We start from the raw sequence: 19,021 nt of genomic DNA, 5'->3' as shown, positions 1-19,021 counted from the left end.
TAGCCTGGAAGGCCTATGACAACCACCGCAAATACTACAATTCTCATCCGGAGGATCTCGCAAAGTTAAACGCGCTCGTTCAGCCACACATAAACGCGAAAAGTGACAGCCAAAATAATCAATGACTAAGCCGAAGCAGTTTGGGCCGGAATACAACGTTCCGTACCCATATACAAAAAACCTACCTCTTCTGTTGCGGAAGATGAGCAAGTACCCAGAAGAGCCTCGAAAATTCAGCCAAGCGCCCATCTTGCTTGGTGCAGGAATCCCAATCAGCCTGCTAATGACGTTCATGGTCGTAGGCCTCACACCCGCATATATTCGAGGCTTTGCAGACGACCTCGGCCTCATCATCGGTTGCGTCATAGTAGGAATACTTGGCTACACACTGACAGCGATGGGGTTCTTCCACCGCTACGGAGTGGACGACGAAAAAGTATGGTCCAAGTTTGGCCGCATCTACTACAAAGAAGTCCGCTTCGACGAAGTCACAGACATAAAAATTAGCGTGGCAAACCAACGCTACAAGCTGTACAAGGGTGACAAGAAAATCAACCTTGACTACACACGCTTCGACTACACCCTGGCCTTCATACGCCTGTTGGAAGAACTCCAACACCGGAAATTCAAAGTGGAGGGAGTCTCTCCTGACGAGCCAGACTGGGAAGGCCAGGTACAAAGGACGCGAAACGATCTCGCCTGGAACTCTTACGCAGACCACCGAAAATACTACGACTCGCATCCAGAAGACCTAGCCAGACTGAACGCACTGGTGTTACCACCGGAGAGATCCTGGTCATCCGCAGACCCAAAAACGACTGCTTAGCAGCCGAATCCAGTGATGGAAATCCGGGCGAGACACTCGTCAAAGTGGCCAAGTGTTGCGCCAATTTCACATGTGGCCGACTGAAATGTTGTTGCTGAATAACAATCAGATCGATAGCCACAGCACTCAGAACCATGGCGTTTTTGTTCTCACATAAACGCAATAAGATTTGCTTCATCGAAAATTATTGCAAATCTCCCCTGAAAGATTATGATTCTGGTTCTTCGCGCCATGTCCACATCTGACTATTCTTCCAATTATGAACCTTGGGTTAATTCCAAGAATCATTCGGGTTACTACTTTTAGACTCTTCGCTAAATCTATGTCTGAACGCGAGAGTGTCGGAGTTTTCACCTGCACTAACGGCGCAGATCACATGGCATTGGTAAGTTTGGCTACCCCTAACGATTAGTTCGTCCCACCACTCGGTAAGCCGTTGGCGATTGAAATTTGCTTCCGTATTCTGTATTCGTGATCCACTCCACGAGCTGGATTTACATGTTTCTCGTTAGTGCTACCAACCACCCCCTGTCCTCAGGGACATTGCTAGACCGCCATTCAATGGTGAGTTGGCAATGATCAGCACTGACTCAACATCAAGAATTTAGGAGTAGATTCTATGTCTCGCGTTCTATCTACCGAGCAGGCCAAGTCTGCCATTTCTCAGATTCAGGCCATCATTAACGGCGGCCTGACCGACCAGATCAGCCAGCTTGACTCACAAGGCCGCGTCCTGTCCGACCCCAACGTCTGGGACGGCCCTCTTGCACAACAGTTCCGTGACCAGACCTGGCCCGAAACCCGACAGGCCCTGGAGCGAGCAAAGACCGAACTTGAAGAGCTTCGTGGTCAGCTGCAGCAGATCTCCACAAACATCTTCACCGCTGGCGGCGGCCAGTAAGAGTATCCCCATTCCAACTAGGTGTGGTCAGTCTCTTATCCCAATTGCCAACCAGTTAAGAGACTGACCACACACTTGTCACCGAGAGGATCAAGAGAATGGCAGCAACTCCCCGCGCTATTGATAAGGATGTTTGGGGTCCGAATCAACAATCTGTCTCAGACACATTAATCGACTCCTGTAATTCTCTCAGGACTAGGCTTTCCAGCACCGGCGCCGGGATTGACAGTGGTGCGAGAACTGCAAGGCAGGATTTCTCTGGCTATTTCTCTGAACTGTTCGACAGGAACATGGACATTCGCTCCACTGACCAATATGACTTGATGTCCGCGTTAGAAGCCATCGCGTCCGGGCTCAAGGACGCGCAGGAAGCTGCGCAGCAGGAACAGGCACGCATTGACCGTGCTCGCGAGTGGCAGCGTAAACACGACGAATGGGAAGCCAATCGAGAATCTGCAATTTGGAAGACGTGGCACGACTGGTGGAATGCCGAGCCAGAAATCAACACTTCTGACCTAGAACCAGGGCCTGCTCCCGTAATCAGCTTTTCTCGCACGACTCCAAAGCCGCACGACTTGCCACAGCCAGGCTCTGGCGGAGGTGGAAGTTCAACATCTTCCGCACGTCCATCAAACCTCAGGACTTTCGTCAGCAAAGCGAACGTAAATGCCGATGAGCTAGCTGGACCCATCAAGAAACTTGATGTTGCCTACTCTGATTTTGAAGCCGGCTGGACCTGGAAGGATCACGGCGGCACAACTATTCAAGGAATGGCCGAGTTCATCACTTCACTTCGCAAGTACAACGAGTGGAACCGCGAAGACGCCAAGTGGATCGAGGCAATTGCGAACGCCTTTGTCGCGGCCGGTTCCGAAGGTGCCGTTGTCACGCTTTCAAACCAGGCTCTTGCCCAGGCTATTACTGCTAGTGGGGCCAATGCCGACCGTCAGCACATCGATATTCCAAAGTTTGCGCTTCTCGGTATGACTCAAACAACTGGATACGCAGACGACCCAATTAACACGGCAACCGGTAACTTCATCGAACCCGAATCCGACCTAGTATTCGCCCAGGCGAAAAACCTTGGCCTGGAAAGGATGTACAACTCGATCCTGGCGCTGGCTCAGGTCCGCGACGAAGCGGACGCCACTGAGATCGGCGTATTTGGTATTGGCTGGTCCTCGATACTAGACCAGCGAATTACGACTTCTCCCGACGGCATCCAATGGGTTCGTGAAGATGGCCGCTACGTCTACTTTTCCGTTCCTGATGGGGCCGACAAGGTCCGCGCAAGCCGTGAGTCCTATTGGCTAGAAGGCATCGGCGGTGACACTAAGCAGTGGCTCGTGAGTGACAACTCCGGCAATACCTGGACATTCACGGCCTCCGGTGATCTGGTAGCGATTTCGTCAGGGCCTGGAACCACGGTGCGTTTGCAACGTGACCGAGCGGGTTTTGTCACAGCGCTTGAGCATGAGCGTGGCCGCAGGATCGACCTCGAATATATTGATAGTCGCGTCGCTGTTGCAAAGGCAAGCGATGGACGCAGGGTTGAATACGTTTACGAGGGCGAGCACCTCGTTGGGGTGACTTCGGCGCAGGGAAGGCGCTCCTACTATCACGACGAAGCTGAACTGCTTTACAAGGTGGTTTCTAACGCTGGCGTCGTCGAGTTGATTAATACTTACGATGATCTGGGACGGGTTCGATCTCAAGAATCCGAGTTTGGGCGCACTAGCCGCTACGCATATCTGCAGGGCAATATCACTGTTGTTTCCGACATGGACGGCAGCCGTTCGAACACTTGGATTGCCGACAACCAAGGTCGCACGGTAGGTGTGATCGACAGTGATGACCAGCGCCAATCCATGTCCTACGACCGTCACGGAAACCTGATTCGCAGCGTTGACCGTGCAGGGGCGACAACGACGCGTTTTTACAATGATCGCGGCCACGAAGTTCGGACTCTTTTGCCCACGGGTGGCGAACTGCACTACGAGTGGGATGAACTTGATCGCTTGACAATGGTGATGGCGGAGAACGGCTCGATCGTCAGGTATGAATATGACGCTGATGCCGATCGAAATCCTTCACGAATCATCAATCCGAAGGGTGGCGTGGCGCGCTTCGAGTGGGACGCGGACCTACTCCGCCGGATTGTCGGCCCAACTGGCGTAGAAGTTTCTCTTGAGTACAACGAGTTTGGTGAACTCGTAAGCTCCACGAACGCCAATGGCGACACTACGCGCCTGATCCGTGATATCGCCGGCCGTGTGGTTGAATCCATTACGCCGCTAGGCCACGCGACGAAGTTTGACTACGACGATGCGGGCAACATTGTGAGCCGTCGCGATCCCGAGGGTGCGACTTGGAAGTTCGAGTACGACTCTAGTGGTCGCGTAACTGCATCGATTGACCCGTACGGCGCAAAAACCAGTTTTGAGTACGGTGAGCACGGCAGGCCAAGCAAAGTTATTGATCCGCTTGGTCGTGTGACTGAGCGTGAGTTTGACGACTTGGGCAACGTTAGTGCTCTGACACTGCCCGACGGTACACAGTATGTTTTTGAGCACGACGCGCTGTCAAGGTTGCTGTCGGTAACCAATCCAGCGGGTAACACGTGGCAGCAGGAGTGGGATGTCGTTGGAAACCCCACCGGGGTAACTGATCCCACCGGGGTAAGCACTCAAATTATTGGTACCTCAGCCTCAGGAGCGTCCTCGTTCCGAAACAGCGATGGTAGTTCCAATGGCGTTGTCGAATTCGATGAATACGGACGTCCGGTTAAGACAACTGACCCTGCTGGCGATGCTGAAATCGTTACCTACGATGAAACCGGCCAACCGGTCGAGCTACTGGATGCTGACGGTGGTCTCACGAAGATTGACCGTGACGTTACCGGTCGCATCATTCAGATCACCTCCCCAGAGGGTTACGCCACCAAGTACGACTACGACTCATGCGGTCGACTCGCGCAAATGGTCGGACCTAACGGTGGTGCCACGCGTTTCATCTACGACGCTGATTCCCGTCTGATTTCGCGCATCAACCCTGAAGGTGAAGAATCCTCATACACCTACGATCGTTGCGACCGTCTGGTTGAGGCCGTTGTTTCCGGACAGGGAAAGGCCCGCTGGGCCTATGACAAGTGCGGTCGAGTCACCTTCCACCAGGATCTACTTACCGGCATTCGCCGCTTCGCTTACGACGCGGCCGGCCAGTTGATCAAGGCTACGAACGGTCTGGGCGGAACTACCCACTACGAGTACAACGAGCGTGGACAAGTCATTAAGACCACTGATCCGCTCGGTGGTGTGACGACACGGACTTACAACAAAATCGGCAAAGTCACCTCTGTTACAGATCCACTAGGTCGCACAACTACTGCGACGTATGATGCGTCGGGACGTCAAACCTCACAGACGCATGCTGATGGTTCAACGCTCTCGTTTGCCTACAACGCTAACGGCAAGCTCGAAGGTACTTTCGCCAACGATCAGCAACTGACCGAGATCGCCTACGATCCCATTTCACGTGCTGTTACAGTTGTTGACCACACCGACGGCCAAACCGAAACAACCCATGTACTGAAATTCAACCGCCTAGGAAACCTAGTTTCTAAGGTCACAGAAGCAAACGGACACGAAAATCGTGCGGAGTGGCAATACAACCGAGACGGTGAACGCACCTTCTACCGGACTGAAAATGGATCTGAGATCCAGTATTTCCACAATGATCGCGCGGAGCTCACATCTCTGGCCCATTCGGATCTTGGGGTTGCATCGCTGACCTACGACCTCGAGGGAAGGCTAACGGGCCTTGAAACTAGTGCAGTCAAGAACGTTTGGCAGTATGAGGACGGTTTCATCTCTCGCCACATTCATACCGGCGAGGACGGAGTTGAGGACACTACTCGCATTGAGCGCGACGCGTTCGGCCGGGTGACTGCTATCACGACGCCTACTCAGCGGATTTCATATTCTTACGATGATGCTGGACAGCTAGTTGAACTTTCCGCAACCAACGGTGAGCACAGGTCATGGAAGTACGATCCGGCAGGTCGCCTGGTTGAATCCACACACCGTGGCGAAACCACTAGCTTCGAATATGACGCAGCAAGTCAGCTAGTCGCCGCACACCTGCCAGGTGGTGCGACTACTCGATTCGAGTACGACGGCGTTGGACAGCGAGTCAGTGTAGCCACAGACCAGGAAACCACACGCTTCCAGTGGGATGATCGCGGATATCTAACAGGACTTACCATCGAGCAAGATGGTGACATCGCAACGATCAAGACACACGTCAATACGTTTGGTCACCTGACGAGCATTAACGAGACCAGCCTTCAGTGGGATGCCGCAGCCGCTATACCGAGTCTGTCTAGCGTTGCCGGTGCCCCTTTGCTTCCGCTACCCGGAGTAACCCTGGGCATCGACGGTTCTGCAAGTGCATGGCGCCCTCAAAGCATCACAAATCCGCTGGATCCATACGGCAGGTCTCTTGCTAGTTTGCACCCGCAGTTGCCCGATCATGCACAACTGACTGCCGGTGGAGCAATCGCTATTGCTGGTCTGGAATGGATGGGGACTCGATTCTACGATCCCAATACGGCTTCGTTCCTAACCCAAGATCCCGCCGTAGCTCCTCCGGCAGTGCTGTGGGCATCAAATCTGTATAACTTTGCGGCCAACACTCCACTCAACTTGGCTGACCCCTACGGACTAAGTCCGATTACAGATGCAGACATCGGTGCTCTCACGGCCTACAACCAAAACCGTAACAAGACACCGCTTGGGCAGATTGGTGACTTTGTCGCCAACAACTGGGAATACGGTGTTGCGGTTGTCGTTATCGGAGTGGGCATCGGGCTTGCAGCCACAGGGGTCGGCGGAATCCTCGTGGCAGGAGCACTAGCTGGCGGTCTGATGGCTGGAGGAACTTCGATGCTTACGCAGAAAGCCTCAACTGGCACAATTGACTGGGGACAGGTCGGAATCTCAGCAACCGTTGGCGCAGTTACAGGAGCTTTTTCATACGGAGTTTCAAATCTGATCACCGGAAACATGGCTAGAGGTAGCGCAGCCATCGAGGACGTAGTTGCGACAAGTACGGACAAAGCAGTACGAAATGCAACTAACAGTTTCTGGTCACAGTTGAACGGTAGATCTCAATACCACGCTGCAGTGGAAATAGCGGCACGAAATTCTTCCGATGTTGCGCTAGCCAACGCTGCAAGAAGTGTCGTGGGTAGCGCATCGGGTGAAATGGTTGGAGCCAATGCAGGATATGTAACCGAAGTATTGGTTGACGAAAATAAGAACTTCTCGTGGGGAGGCTGGGGAACCGCGAATGCAGTGGGTGCGGTCAATGCAGGCACTGCCATGACTAGTGAAATTTTCAAGGCAGGTATGCTCCCCGAAGATGTTTCTCTACGACCATTCCCTGGTCTAGAAGGCAAGGTTGCAGAAAATTCCGTCAAAGTTGGAGCAGAGACCTTCAAATATGTAAATGATGAAATAGTCAGCTACGGTGCGCAAGAAAAGTAACTAGAGCAACAGAGGCGTTAGACGCCGCCAATAGAAAGATCATTCAATGATTGAGCCAATGCAGTTTGGGCCCGAACTCAACATTCCCTATCAGAATTATGGAAAGTCTCTACCGCGCTCTTTGCGGAAGATGAGCAAACACCCGCAACAGCCGAGAGTGTTCAACCAGGCAGCGATCCTGGCTGGCGTAGGAATTCCGGGAACCATCGTGATGTTGATCATTATTTCGGTTATGACGCCACGCTACTTTCGCGGAGAACACGACGATCCCTACGCTGTTTTCGTGCCGATCCTAACTATGCTTCTTACGCTATGGATGGCCTCGATGGGATTGTTTCGTCGCTACGGAGTGGACCAGGAAAAGCTATGGTCTAAGTTCGGGCAAATATACTACAAGGAAGTCCGTTTCGATGAAGTCAGGGCCTTTGGTGTGCAACCTGTAAATGCGCGCTACAAGATCTACGACGCTGACAAGAAGATCAACCTGGACTATAACCGCTTCGATTACACACTGGCGTTCATACGCCTACTCGAAGAACTCCAACATCGCCGGTTTGAACTGGACGGAGTGTCCCCAGAGGATCCCAACTGGGAAGACGTAGCGCAACTAACACGGAATGACCTTGCCTGGAGTGCTTACGACAACCACCGCAAATACTACGACTCCCATCCGCAAGACCTAGCAAAGCTAAATGCTCTTGTGCTACCACCAGTGAATGCACAAGTTCACGACGAAATTAGGTGATGTTTCCGCCCAACAACGGAGACACTTCGCACTTTGAGAGAAACCAACAGATGATCGCCCCAGCACATTTTGAGACCGACCCTAACGCGCCCCAGTCACAAGGGGACGAATCCCGATCGGGTAAGTCACGCAAAAAGAATCTACGACCTGACGAACCACGTGTTTACCACCGAGCTCTGGCGATGCTGCTCTACGGAATTCCCGTTGGCATCGTCATGACGCTGCCCACTGTGGGATTTGCATATTCATATGCCGGTGGCTTTAACGACTCGTTGGCGAGTTTCATAGTGCCCGGCTTGCTTGCACTTTCCGCGCTCGTAGCTATAGCAATGGGATTGTTCCACCGATACGGTGTCGACGATGAAAAGGTGTGGTCCAAGTTTGGCCACATCTACTCTAAGGAAGTTCGCTTCGACGAAATCGAGCGTGTAAATCACGGTGTAACTCTCTTCGAGCTCTATTCACTTGATACGAAGGTCACGTTCAAATACGAACGATTCGACTACACTCCCGCCTTCATACACATTCTTGAAGAACTTCAACACCGTCGCTTCGCTATCTCCGATACTCTTCCTGAAGATCCCGCCTGGGAAGACGCAGCACAAAACTTGAGAAACATGCTGGGCTGGTGGATCTACACGAACCACCAAGGACACTACGACGCTCACCCAGAAGATCTAGCGCACCTAAACTCGCTGATGTTACCTCCAGCCCACTGACACAACCGCCGCCCCCAACACCGCATTACCACGAACTCAACACCCCAAGCCAGCCGCCTAAAAGTCGTGGCTGACCGTCTTGCCTGAAATACTGGCGTCATGTTGATTTCTACAGTGCGTGACCAGGTTGCCGAGGGAATACGAAGCAAAGTTGCCGGCCCCGACAGGCAAGAACGTGCCGACTTGATTTGGCGTGCACCCGGGGAACGTTGGTTTTCAAACGATGATCCCATCGTGAAAGTCCACGGCGCTCCCACCATGTACGTTGGCGGAATTCGCGCCCTCCTGCTGCAAAGCTTGCATCCCCTAGCAATGGCAGGAGTTGCTGGCCATTCTGGTTATCAGGACGATCCGTGGGGACGCCTGCAACGCACCGCAGAGTATGTTGTGACCACGACATTTGCACGCAAAGTGGACGTGGAGAAGATGATTGCACATGTGAGGCGCATGCACTCCTACGTTAAGGGCGGGCTCCCCGACGGCCGGCCATACGCGGCATCTGATCCTCACTTGCTCACTTGGGTTCACTGCGCGGAAATCGAGTCGTTCCTCATCGTGTACCAGAAGCTCAGCCCGCAGCCACTCACTCCCCCAGAATGCGACACGTACGTTGCCCAAACCGCGATTTCCGCGAAGATGCTGGGAGTTACGAACCCGCCGATGAACGTCAAGGAACTCTACGCAACGTTGGCGTCCTACGGTCCCGAACTCGAGTTCTCCCCAGCTGCAGCCGACGTCATCGACCTCCTGATCGACAATCCGCCGTTGCCGCCCCCAATGAAGTAGGGTTACGACATGCTTAAGGTAGGCGCGATCGCGCTACTCCCTCAATCTGCCAGGACGCTCCTCGGACTTGCGGACTCTAACGATCCGTCGCAAGTTAGCATTCAAGACGCGCTGTGGCGGCGCCCCATGGTGCGCTTCGCCACAGCGGCACTACGTCGAATGATGGGAGAAATCAGGCTTCCGAAGGAAAATAACGAGGGCGTGGCTCGCAATTCCTCTAAGTGAATCCGCGGATCTGCAATCTAACACTAAAAGTAGTTCCCGTGCACGAAAGGTGCACGGGAACTAACTATCTATTCAGTTGTGTTACGACCAACTTCAGGAGTTGATGCGCCTGCTCCAAACTGCAACGCCACCTGCTGCTAGAAGCAGTCCAGCGATTGCAGCTAGGCCGGCGGTCTCAACACCGGTCTTGGCTAGGTCACCCGGATTGCCGGCCGTCGTCTCAGAGACGTCAGGATTCGCTCCTGGTGCACTGGGCACGGTGGGTTCGCCCGGTTCGAAAGGCGTGCCCGGCTCGCCCGGCACTTCCGGTTCACCAGGTTGGCCCGGTTCCTCGGGATCGACCGGCTCACCCGGCTCTTCCGGATCCGTCGGGCAATCCCCTGCAGATTCGGGAGCAATGGGAACTGCACGCAGCGCAGCCGAGGTAAATCCATCTGCGAAGAACCATGCGTACCTGTTGCCGTCGATGCAATCAGATTCGGCGTAGCCTTCGTTGTTCAGGTTCGGCATGCCGCCGGGACGTTCATAGTGGACAACGCGCGGGCTGTCGGTGCCGTCAAAGAAGATTTCGGCGATAACGCCCTCGTAGCCGTCATCGGACAGGATGCGCAGGGTATTGCGGCTGTAATCAAGCCCCATAGCGCCACCGATGAAGGAGTCGTAGGAGGTCAGCAGGTCGCGTTCGATCCTGCAACAAATGGTGTAACTTCGCCTTGTTCCTTGAGAGAGAAGGCATAAACGTGGCCGTTATCTTCCAGTGCGACTACAAAGACGCCGTCAGCGACCGCGTTCGGGTAGTTTGCGGGATCGTAAGCTTCGCCCGTGTTCTCGTCGAATAGGCGGCCCTTGGCTTCGGCGTTCGGGATCCACTCGATAGCTTAGATACCCATGTTTGCGCTGACTTCAGGAAGCAGGTCGGTGATGTGCCACTCGGCGGATGCGACCACGTCCGGGCCTTCCGTGTCCTTGATGAAGCGGGCGCGCTTGCCGTCTTCCCAGCCGTCTGCAAACTGAACGGTTCCGTCGGCCTGCGGGACGAGCTTCCAGAACTTACCCGTTCCGTTATCTACCGCCCACAGGAATCCGTCGGCGTAGTCAAGGCCGGAGGAGTCCTCCAGGAACGTTGGAGCCTCATCAACTACGACCGGCGGCTCACCAGTCGAGTAGTACTGAAGCAGATCCGGAATACCATCACAGGCGTTTCGTTCACCCGGCGTGGCTTCACGCGTCTGCGCAAAGTCACCAGTCATGTCCGGGCAGCGACCGTAGGTGTGGTCTGCGTGTTCGGTCCAGCTGTACTCTTCAACCAGCATGTCACCGTCAAAGACTCGCACGGAATCCGCGCCACCCAGACCGAAACCGGGGTCGCCACAGGCGTTGAGCTGCCCCTTCGTGGTGATTGCGACGTCAACGAACTCGCCGGTGCCGTTCGGGCAACAGGACAGGGAGCCGGCAGCGTGCTCGGCGCCGGTTGATTCCTCGGCAACTAAGATCCCTGATTCGGTGTAAACGCTGGTGAGGTCGTTCTTGCCAAGTCCGAAGGTGAAGTGGACGTTCTGGTCGTTGTAGATGAGGCCGACTGCGTCCGCATCAACCATCAGGTACTGGCCCGGGTTGATTACGGTTCCTTCCGGGAAACGCCAGCGGTGGTCATCGCTGTTGTCGCGGATCTCGTAGCCGGAAATGTCGAGGGCTCCGAGCCGGGGTTGATGAACTCGACTCAGTCGGCGGGGCCGGAATCGACCTCGTTTAGTACCAGCTGAGTCTCGACCTCAGGTTCCGGTTCTACGGTGCAGTCGTTCGGTTCGTCTAGAGTCTGACGGATTCCCTGCGCGAAATCGCCGGTGCCGTCAGGGCAGCGAGACCAGTTTTCGTTGGCGTTAACTTCGTAGGTGTAGGAATCGACAAGCTCTTCACCGTTGAATAGGCGGGCCGTGTCGCCCTTGCCGAATCCGAACGTGAAGTCGGTGCCTTCAACTAGGACCTTGAATTCACCGGAAGCGATCGAACCGCTCAGGTCCGCCTCGCCCGGGCGATCCTTGTCATCATGGAGTGACCAGCCGGTCAGGTCCACAGTTTCGGTTCCAGCGTTGTACAGCTCAATGGAGTCGTTAGTTCCAGGAACCAGCGCGTCTCCGTAAACAATCTCGTTGATGACAACCATGCAACAGTGATTCCCTAGGAAGGAGAAAGTTAAAACGACGTTAACGTTAGCTATCCGGAAGCCTCCAACCACCTTTGCGGCGAATTTTCATCCTCGAGGGCGAGGCTGGGATGCTCTACGGAACGGAATCTAACAAGAAATTGGGTTTCTGCGATGAATTGTTAATAAAGCACCCTCTTAATGTGTCAAGGAATGTCCCAATACGCAATTCATTGTTAGATTAGAGGAGTGCTAATCTAACAATTCTGTCAGGTAGGTTGCTATGACTCCGACATTAGAAGGTTTTGATCATCGTCGAACCGAATTGAACTCATCTGTCGACTCAATCTTGTCAACCGCTCGCGATGGTCGCGTGACGAAGACGAAAGAAACCCAAAGCATCGACTTCAAAGAAGAAGCTGGACGCCGAAACGGACCTTCAATAGAACCAGGCCAAAACAAGAATTCAGATGCTGCAACTAAGCTTGCCGATGAAGTCGCGTGCATGGCGAATTCGCCGGAAGGCGGCGCGCTACTCCTTGGCATAGAAGACCGTAGCGGAATGATCATTGGAACGGAGCTAGACATTGATTGGCTCCGACAGAGCATTTACAGCAGGGTTGACATTGCTCCCGACATCATTGAGAAGAGAGCCGAAGGACAAAGGATTCTTGCAGTTTTTGTAGCTCCTTCGCCCGAACCTGTGGAAGACACAAGCGGACATCTCAGATGGAGAGTTGGTGACGCGTGCGAGCCTGTGGACAGATCTGAATGGTGGCAATATCAACGCTCACAAGCGGCGTACAACCCTATGGCAAAGTCAACCACCATTTCGATCGATCAGGTCAGGGATGGGGCTATAGCCTACGTAAGACGTCAAGATACCGAGTTCGCAGAATACACAAAAGAGGACCTTCTACGCAGAATCGGAGCCGTCGACGCTACAGGAAAGCTGTCCCAAGCCGGTGTCTTATTATTCACCAGTCTCAGGCAAACCGTGGTTGAGTTTACCGTTTTCGATGTTCACGGTGGTCAGGTGCGCAACCGTGTGGCTCCTGCTCCGGAAGGATCAGGATTGGAACAGCTTGAACAAATTGAGAATGCACTATCGGTTATTAACAGAAACCACACCGTGTCGACGGGATTATCGGATCAGCCTGTCTCCGAGATTCCTCGCTCCGCTGTTCGCGAATCACTACTAAACGCAATGATTCACCGCGACTGGAATCGCAGTGAGTCTATTGACATCCGCTGGATCGAACTTGACTCAACTATGATCGTGCGTAGTCCTGGCGGATTCCCTCCCAATATCAACTCCGGTAACGTACTAAGCAATCGAGCTGCCCGTTATCCTGCATTAGCTGACCTTTACCGCGCGATTAGGCTTGTTGATAAACAAGGTGTTGGTGTTGACCGCATGTACCAGTCAATGATTGCAATTGGTCATCGGCCTCCCACAATTGAGGAGGTTGCCGGTCCGTTTGTAGAAACCACCTTGGTCGGTGGCAAGCCGGTAATCCCTGTATTGGAGTTGATGAGCAAGATTGTCCCACTAGGCCGGCAACGGGATTACCGGATCGCAATTATCTTGTACCTGCTGTTCAGGAGGCCATTTGTCACCGTAGACACAGTGGCAAAAGGTCTCCAATCTGGAAATGATGCCGCCATATCTGCGCTTGAAGCGTCACTTCAAACGACAGTGGATGGGTTACCCCTAATCACCGAGCACAATGGTTCGTGGATTCTTGGTGAAAATGCGAGAGCCATTCTTAAGCAGACGCCTACTTCCGTTACAAGACTCGCGTCATATCTCTCGACTGACCCCGCAGAGATGGAGAACGCTGCTCTCCTTTGGCTTGATGAGATGGGAAGCATCGCAACCAGTGATCTGATGGCACTCACAGGCGTTTCGCGAGGAACGGCAAAGAATCGCTTAGACGACATGGCATCACGAGAAATCATTCGTACAGTTGGAGCTGGAAGGTCGACGCATTATCGCCCTAAAGACTTGAAGAAATCTGTCAAGAAATCAGCAACTACCAATAAATTGTTAGATTAGAGGGGTGCTAATCTAACAATTTTTCCCGAAAGCCGGATTCCTTGACGGTTTCGCGCGCTCTGAAGTAGCAAATCAGCGTTAACCACCACTATTTCCGCGACGACCGAAACCGGGACGGCCAAAATCAGTCGTAGACGCACGCGGTCCTAAAGGATTTCTTGAATTGTTTGAGGCCGGAGGGAACCACCCTCCGGCCTCAAAGCTTCCGCGTTCGCGGAGTTATGCCTTCATGCGCCTGACTACAAGAACAGATCCAGCGATTAGCATCGCAAGTGCTGCGCCTGCGAGCGCGAAGATGTCACTTGAACCGGTCTTGGCGAGGTTGCCACCTTCACCGTTGGTCGGCGTCTCGGTAGGTTCCTCAGCACCGCCCTCGGCAGAGGGAGTGGAAACGGACCAGTTTTTTCAAAGAACGTTGAAGGATCGATGGTTCCGTTTTCCTGTGCCCATTCGATCATGAGGTCGCAGATTGCCTTCTGTTCGTCGTAAATGACCGGGGCGGTCTTTACGTGCGGGTAGGCGGATCCACCCGACTGGCGGTAGTTGTTGAAGTCGAGGATCGCGGTGTCTTCCCACGCGGAGGTTTCAGACTTCATTTCCTCAGTGGACTGTGCGACGACAGTTCCGACCCAGTCCTTGGTTTCTTCGAACCACGGGGCGATGACGTTTTCAATTTCGAGATCCTGTGCGAAGCCAGGAGCCGCGAGATGGCTTGCGGACGGCTTCACTTCGTCAGTCCAGTCAACTACGACATCGCCATCCTGCAGGCTGAGGGGAATGTTGACTTTGGAAAGAGCGCGCGCGTGGTAACCGGGCTGAGTTAGCAGTACTTCACGTCCGTCGGGGTTGGTGTAGTACTTCTGCTCGAGGTTCGTAACGTGGGAGTGGCCGGCGACGATCACATCAATGCCGGACACGTTCTGCGCGATGGAACGGGCCGCGTTTTCCTGTAGGTCGGCCGGGTTCCAAACGTAGTCGGTTGGATCTTCACCAGTGTGCGCGAGGACGATGACGACGTCTGCACCGTCAGCCTTGACTACGGGGACGACCTGCTGAAGGGTTTCGACGGTGTCGTTGAACTCCTGGGACGCGACCTTGTTTGTAACGTGACCGCTCCTATGCAGGTGTGGTCGTCGGCGTGTGGGCAGATCAAAAACGAAGGCGCTCAAGGCATTTTTGTTGCTGATCAGCGAGTCGTATCGAAGATGGTGATTACGAGTTCGACTCACGCCCTCGAAATCATTGGTTCCGAGGTCGTTGACCACGGAACTAGCCGCTATATTTCAACGGTTCGCCTCCCGTCGATGACTGTGGACCCCGAGGTTCAGCTGGCGCGCATCCGCGAAGTTGGTAGCGACTTTGTGACGGAGCGTTTCGAGTTCACAAACGCTTCCGACAGGATCGAAACGGTTGGATTGCGACTGACGATTACCCCCGACAGTTCCACCATGGAAGAAGTCAAACAGGGATTTGAATCTGCTTCCACGTCGGTCATTGAAACAGAAATCCACGCCGGTGAAATTTCATGGAAGGGCGCGGGGGTGGAAACGGCACTCTCGACTGATGGAGCTGTCTCTACAGTCGGCGATGACGTGGTTGTGGACTGGTCTGTGGATATTCCTGCCGGTGAAACCAAGAACGTGCTGGTGAAGATTTCGCCGAGCACGAAGGCCGTTGTGTTGGCTCCGCCGTATCGGGGGTTGAAGGACCGTGGTGCTGATCTGCTTGCACGAAGTGGTGAGGGCTCTGACCTTTACGTGTTCCTAAGTAGAGCCCTGTCCGACCTCGACGGGCTAACGTTTTCGCACGAAAACGATTCGGATCTGCGTTTTATTGGGGCGGGGACGCCCTGGTTTTTGACGCTGTTTGGTCGCGATTCGCTGATCAATGCGGGGTTCTTGAACAGTGTTGATCCTGCGTTGGCAATGGAGACGCTCAAGCTACTTGCAAGCTTGCAGGGCAAGGAAGTTCGCGTGGAAACCGCGGAGCAGCCGGGCAAGATTTTGCATGAGGTGCGCAGCGAACCTTTGAATCTCGAGACCTCTTCCGGACCGCTGGTTTTGCCGCCGGTTTATTACGGAACGATCGATGCGACTCCGCTGTGGATTAGCACGCTACATGATGCGTGGAAGGCGGGCGCCAACGAGGGAGACGTAGCTGAGCTTCTGCCGAATTTGCGCTTGGCGCTGGCCTGGATGCGCGATTACGGAGACGCCGACGGTGACGGGTTCCTGGAGTATCTAGATGAGACCGGCCGCGGCCTCGCAAATCAGGGCTGGAAGGACAGCGGGGATTCGGTGCGCTGGCACGACGGATCTTTGGCGGACGGTCCGATCGCGCTGTGTGAGGTGCAGGGTTACGCGCATCGTGCGGCCTTAGATGGTGCGGAAATTTTGGAGGCGTTCGGCGAAGATGGTGAGTCCTGGCGTGCTTGGGCGGCTGATTTGAAGACCCGTTTCCGCGAGCAGTTCTGGGTTGAAAATGACGGCTTCCGTTATCCCGCGATCGCGTTGGATGCGTCGAAGAGGGCGGTGGATTCGCTGACTTCGAATATTGGGCACCTGCTTGGGTCGGGTCTGCTAGATGAGCGCGAAGTGGATGACGTGATGAGGACGTTGATAAGTCCGGAAATGTTCTCTGGGTATGGCATTCACACGGCGTCCACGACGAATGCCGGTTTCTGGCCGTACAGGTACCACGTGGGGTCGGTGTGGCCGCATGACACAGCGATGATTATCCGCGGAATGTGGCGTGAAGGTCGCAAGGAGGAAGCGCAGGAAGTTGCGCGCGGATTGATGGAGGCCGCCCGTCGCTTTGACTGGCGTCTGCCGGAACTGTTTGCCGGAGTCAAGTGGGACGCTTACGCGAAGCCACTCCCCTACCCGGCGTCTTGCAGGCCGCAGGCGTGGGCGGCGGCTTCGGCTGTTGTCGTTGCTCAGGTTTTGACGGGGAACTAACGCTTCCATCTAGTGCAAAACTAAGGAATAAATCCTGGGTTGCCCTGACGAAGGCTCAGGCAACCCAGGATTTTTGTAGGTCTACATTCCGGGGAGAGGTCGATTCACTCCGTCCGGCACGCCAAAATCTTGGTCGAATGAGACGTTGTTTGGTGGGTCTTCAATGATGAGGCGAATTCCAGTCTCTTGGAGCATCGTGAAAGTGTCAGTAACCTTCACGCCCATCGCTTTGCAAGCGTCCGGAATCATGACTCTCTTCTTTGATTGTGGTGCTGATTTTTCGTGAGTGACCACGACAAGATCATGTGCCGCGGCATAAGCAACGAGCATGAAATCAGTCGGATTATTCTGGGCTACTTGGAGTGCCTCCTGGGGATAGCCATGTGTTACCGCCCAATTGTTTACCTCACCAAACTTTTCTAGAGTGACCGATTCACTAGTTGATCGAAAATACTGTTTGTGTTCCCTGACCCAAAGCGAAAGATCGTCTTCACGACCAATGAGTTCGTCTCTCACATCTTGGATGCTAAGAATACGACCACTCTTGAAATGAAAATCTAACCACGCCCAGAACCCAGGTGCGAAATCGAATCCGTAATATCGATCCTTCGCCTCGATAAATACATTTGAATCCAAGAGGAACATCAGGATCCCTCGATCATATTGGCGAAGTTCTCAAACGTAGAGTATCTCTTTATTCCGAGTAACTCATATGCGTCTCGGTAGGGTAGGTATCCAGAGCGCGCGCTTTGCACAACCGCACTGGAAAATCGCTCGCCCAAACGACCGCGTTGGGTGTAGTAATAATTTCCGCCTGAGCTCTTGTTCCTTTTCTCTTCCATAAACGCCTGGAGGCGTTCCATCTCATTGGCGTAGCGTTCTTGAAAATGTTCCCAGGATAGCAAGTCGGCGTCGTAGAGACGTTTTAGAACTACCAGGGTGCTAACTTTGAATTTCTTAGCCAGACGGTCTTGTTCTTCTTCGGAAACAATTCCCTTGAACTCCTGCTTTAGAGTGTCCATAGGCACGAGAACTTCAGCAGCGACTCGGTTGCACCACAATTCTTCATCAGTACTGGTATCCGCTGTGATTGAAGCATCAGATACTGCGCTGTGTCCGAGCCAGATATGTGCAAGTTCGTGAATGAGCGTAAATATTTGTGCAGACTTCGTGTCCGCACCGTTAACGAAAATTAGTGGTGCAATCGGATCGGCGATTGCGAATCCGCGGAATTCCTCCGGGTCGAGGCTCCGGCTTGTGTTGCTGCCAACGATTCCGCTGACCATGACCAATACGCCCAGATCTTCAATCTTTCTTACGAGGGCACGAAAAGCTTCAGACCAAGTCACATAGGCAGAACGTGCTTGCATGTCGAAGTCCAAGATTTCACGGATCTGTCGCACGATTTTTTCGGGTCGGGTAGACAGTCTCGCTGTGCCAACAAATGAGAGCTCTGGGAAGCCTGCGTCTACTGCGTAGTCCTTGTACCAGCCTTGTCGATTCTGGCATATGTAGATGGTGTCGAGGAGATTTGCGGACGGCCTGGGAACTTTCTTGTTCCCCATAGTTCGCATGTCTGGAAGTGGCAAGGATTCTTTCGGTGGCTCAGACAAGAACAAAGATCCCAGAGGCGTATAGGTAGCGGCGGCAAATTTCTGAATTTGATTGAAGGTTGGTTTAGTTTCCTGTTCTACCCATTCATAGAAGTATGGAGCGCGTTCCTCAATTTCTTCTTCGCTCCACCCAGCACGTTCGACAGCCCAGAAGAACAGCTCAGGGGCTATATCCACTCCAGCTGTCATTGTCCCCACCTCCTTCGGACAGGACCGTGCTTTATGGCTGAACAATATCAATCGAACCTGGGAATGAAGCGGTTTCCACAGGTGGGGCGAAAACAAATATAACAGTCCATGATCAACTAACGATACCGGCACGGGTGTAGATAAGAAGATTGTTCGAAGAAGATAATCGATCCAAAAAATTTGGAGCGGGTGACGAGAATCGAACCCGCGTTCTCAGCTTGGGAAGCTGATGTTCTATCATTGAACTACACCCGCAGACGCCCACATTTCCCTGTGTTTGCAGGGAAATCGGCTCGCGCATTCATTGACTCA

Annotated in this window: 15 protein-coding genes, 1 tRNA gene and 1 pseudogene; 9 read left to right on the top strand and 8 right to left on the bottom strand. The window is 53.6% G+C overall.

Annotated features, from left to right (window positions below; genetic code table 11):
- Positions 1 to 121 precede the first annotated feature (121 nt).
- The 7 genes from HMPREF1628_RS08780 (at position 122) to HMPREF1628_RS09055 (ending at position 9,748) form a co-directional block, all read left to right on the top strand.
- A complete protein-coding gene (locus tag HMPREF1628_RS08780; protein WP_084703345.1) occupies positions 122 to 826 on the top strand; it encodes a hypothetical protein in 705 nt (234 codons plus the stop codon).
- Positions 827 to 1,445: 619 nt separating this feature from the next.
- A complete protein-coding gene (locus tag HMPREF1628_RS08490; protein ID WP_034511098.1) occupies positions 1,446 to 1,727 on the top strand; it encodes a pyrophosphorylase in 282 nt (93 codons plus the stop codon).
- A 290-nt stretch (positions 1,728 to 2,017) separates the two neighbouring features.
- Positions 2,018 to 7,273, top strand: a complete 5,256-nt coding sequence (locus tag HMPREF1628_RS08485; protein ID WP_034511095.1) for a DUF6531 domain-containing protein — start codon at positions 2,018 to 2,020, stop codon at positions 7,271 to 7,273.
- A 46-nt stretch (positions 7,274 to 7,319) separates the two neighbouring features.
- Positions 7,320 to 8,018: a hypothetical protein gene (locus HMPREF1628_RS08480; RefSeq protein ID WP_016444799.1), complete on the top strand. Its 699-nt coding sequence runs from the start codon at positions 7,320 to 7,322 to the stop codon at positions 8,016 to 8,018.
- Between the two features lie 215 nt (positions 8,019 to 8,233).
- On the top strand, positions 8,234 to 8,737 hold the full coding sequence (locus HMPREF1628_RS08775) for a hypothetical protein (protein ID WP_232219430.1): 504 nt from the start codon (positions 8,234 to 8,236) through the stop codon (positions 8,735 to 8,737).
- Positions 8,738 to 8,836: 99 nt separating this feature from the next.
- The gene (locus tag HMPREF1628_RS08470) at positions 8,837 to 9,523 is read left to right on the top strand and encodes an oxygenase MpaB family protein (protein ID WP_156956958.1); all 687 of its coding nucleotides are present in this window, start codon (positions 8,837 to 8,839) and stop codon (positions 9,521 to 9,523) included.
- 9 nt (positions 9,524 to 9,532) lie between these two features.
- Entirely contained in the window at positions 9,533 to 9,748 is a 216-nt protein-coding gene (locus HMPREF1628_RS09055) for a hypothetical protein (protein WP_156956956.1), read from the top strand.
- Between the two features lie 93 nt (positions 9,749 to 9,841).
- On the opposite strand, the gene HMPREF1628_RS09220 is transcribed toward HMPREF1628_RS09055, so the two are convergent.
- The 3 genes from HMPREF1628_RS09220 to HMPREF1628_RS08455 all read right to left on the bottom strand — a co-directional run bounded on the left by HMPREF1628_RS09220 (position 9,842) and on the right by HMPREF1628_RS08455 (position 11,912).
- Complete coding sequence (locus HMPREF1628_RS09220; protein WP_052039034.1) at positions 9,842 to 10,387, bottom strand: LPXTG cell wall anchor domain-containing protein; 546 nt, start codon at positions 10,385 to 10,387, stop codon at positions 9,842 to 9,844.
- A gap of 239 nt (positions 10,388 to 10,626) precedes the next feature.
- Positions 10,627 to 11,346, bottom strand: coding sequence for a hypothetical protein (locus tag HMPREF1628_RS08460; RefSeq protein WP_034511091.1), 720 nt, complete (start codon positions 11,344 to 11,346; stop codon positions 10,627 to 10,629).
- A gap of 122 nt (positions 11,347 to 11,468) precedes the next feature.
- Positions 11,469 to 11,912, bottom strand: a complete 444-nt coding sequence (locus HMPREF1628_RS08455; protein ID WP_034511070.1) for a lamin tail domain-containing protein — start codon at positions 11,910 to 11,912, stop codon at positions 11,469 to 11,471.
- A 262-nt stretch (positions 11,913 to 12,174) separates the two neighbouring features.
- Between HMPREF1628_RS08455 and HMPREF1628_RS08450 the strand changes: the two genes are divergently transcribed.
- Positions 12,175 to 13,950 (top strand): DUF5635 domain-containing protein, encoded by a 1,776-nt coding sequence (locus HMPREF1628_RS08450; RefSeq protein ID WP_034511069.1) that lies wholly within the window; start codon positions 12,175 to 12,177, stop codon positions 13,948 to 13,950.
- Positions 13,951 to 14,169: 219 nt separating this feature from the next.
- Here HMPREF1628_RS08450 and HMPREF1628_RS09320 read toward each other — a convergent pair whose 3' ends face one another.
- Positions 14,170 to 14,247, bottom strand: coding sequence for a hypothetical protein (locus HMPREF1628_RS09320; protein ID WP_198030441.1), 78 nt, complete (start codon positions 14,245 to 14,247; stop codon positions 14,170 to 14,172).
- Positions 14,248 to 14,879: 632 nt separating this feature from the next.
- A pseudogene (locus HMPREF1628_RS09315) lies at positions 14,880 to 15,119 on the bottom strand (hypothetical protein); the annotation flags it as partial.
- Between HMPREF1628_RS09315 and HMPREF1628_RS08440 the strand changes: the two are divergent.
- Entirely contained in the window at positions 15,057 to 16,907 is a 1,851-nt protein-coding gene (locus HMPREF1628_RS08440; RefSeq protein WP_232219429.1) for an amylo-alpha-1,6-glucosidase, read from the top strand. The pseudogene HMPREF1628_RS09315 and the gene HMPREF1628_RS08440 sit on opposite strands and share 63 nt — an antisense overlap.
- An 81-nt stretch (positions 16,908 to 16,988) precedes the next feature.
- On the opposite strand, the gene HMPREF1628_RS08435 is transcribed toward HMPREF1628_RS08440, so the two are convergent.
- The 3 genes from HMPREF1628_RS08435 to HMPREF1628_RS08425 all read right to left on the bottom strand — a co-directional run bounded on the left by HMPREF1628_RS08435 (position 16,989) and on the right by HMPREF1628_RS08425 (position 18,964).
- The gene (locus tag HMPREF1628_RS08435) at positions 16,989 to 17,552 is read right to left on the bottom strand and encodes a DUF4411 family protein (RefSeq protein WP_052039033.1); all 564 of its coding nucleotides are present in this window, start codon (positions 17,550 to 17,552) and stop codon (positions 16,989 to 16,991) included.
- Entirely contained in the window at positions 17,552 to 18,709 is a 1,158-nt protein-coding gene (locus tag HMPREF1628_RS08430; RefSeq protein ID WP_034511066.1) for an ImmA/IrrE family metallo-endopeptidase, read from the bottom strand. Before HMPREF1628_RS08430 ends, HMPREF1628_RS08435 begins: the two co-directional genes overlap by 1 nt.
- Before the next feature lie 181 nt (positions 18,710 to 18,890).
- Positions 18,891 to 18,964: transfer RNA gene (locus tag HMPREF1628_RS08425), tRNA-Gly, on the bottom strand.
- Positions 18,965 to 19,021: the final 57 nt, after the last annotated feature.

Origin of the sequence: Actinomyces sp. S4-C9 (genome assembly GCF_000758775.1) — a bacterium.
Taxonomy (GTDB): domain Bacteria; phylum Actinomycetota; class Actinomycetes; order Actinomycetales; family Actinomycetaceae; genus Gleimia; species Gleimia europaea.
Note: the sequence above shows the minus strand (reverse complement) of the source record. Positions and strands in the feature narration are given on the sequence as shown.

Excerpts from the sequence above, each read along its gene's own strand:
- HMPREF1628_RS08480 (WP_016444799.1), top strand. The coding sequence starts at position 7,320 with ATGATTGAGCCAATGCAGTTTGGGCCCGAACTCAACATTCCCTATCAG.
- HMPREF1628_RS08460 (WP_034511091.1), bottom strand. The coding sequence starts at position 11,346 with ATGGTTGATGCGGACGCAGTCGGCCTCATCTACAACGACCAGAACGTC.
- HMPREF1628_RS08775 (WP_232219430.1), top strand. The coding sequence starts at position 8,234 with ATGACGCTGCCCACTGTGGGATTTGCATATTCATATGCCGGTGGCTTT.
- HMPREF1628_RS08430 (WP_034511066.1), bottom strand. The coding sequence starts at position 18,709 with ATGACAGCTGGAGTGGATATAGCCCCTGAGCTGTTCTTCTGGGCTGTC.
- HMPREF1628_RS08485 (WP_034511095.1), top strand. The coding sequence starts at position 2,018 with ATGGACATTCGCTCCACTGACCAATATGACTTGATGTCCGCGTTAGAA.
- HMPREF1628_RS09220 (WP_052039034.1), bottom strand. The coding sequence starts at position 10,387 with ATGGGGCTTGATTACAGCCGCAATACCCTGCGCATCCTGTCCGATGAC.
- HMPREF1628_RS08435 (WP_052039033.1), bottom strand. The coding sequence starts at position 17,552 with ATGTTCCTCTTGGATTCAAATGTATTTATCGAGGCGAAGGATCGATAT.
- HMPREF1628_RS08455 (WP_034511070.1), bottom strand. The coding sequence starts at position 11,912 with ATGGTTGTCATCAACGAGATTGTTTACGGAGACGCGCTGGTTCCTGGA.
- HMPREF1628_RS08780 (WP_084703345.1), top strand. The coding sequence starts at position 122 with ATGACTAAGCCGAAGCAGTTTGGGCCGGAATACAACGTTCCGTACCCA.
- HMPREF1628_RS08470 (WP_156956958.1), top strand. The coding sequence starts at position 8,837 with ATGTTGATTTCTACAGTGCGTGACCAGGTTGCCGAGGGAATACGAAGC.
- HMPREF1628_RS08450 (WP_034511069.1), top strand. The coding sequence starts at position 12,175 with ATGACTCCGACATTAGAAGGTTTTGATCATCGTCGAACCGAATTGAAC.
- HMPREF1628_RS09055 (WP_156956956.1), top strand. The coding sequence starts at position 9,533 with ATGCTTAAGGTAGGCGCGATCGCGCTACTCCCTCAATCTGCCAGGACG.
- HMPREF1628_RS08490 (WP_034511098.1), top strand. The coding sequence starts at position 1,446 with ATGTCTCGCGTTCTATCTACCGAGCAGGCCAAGTCTGCCATTTCTCAG.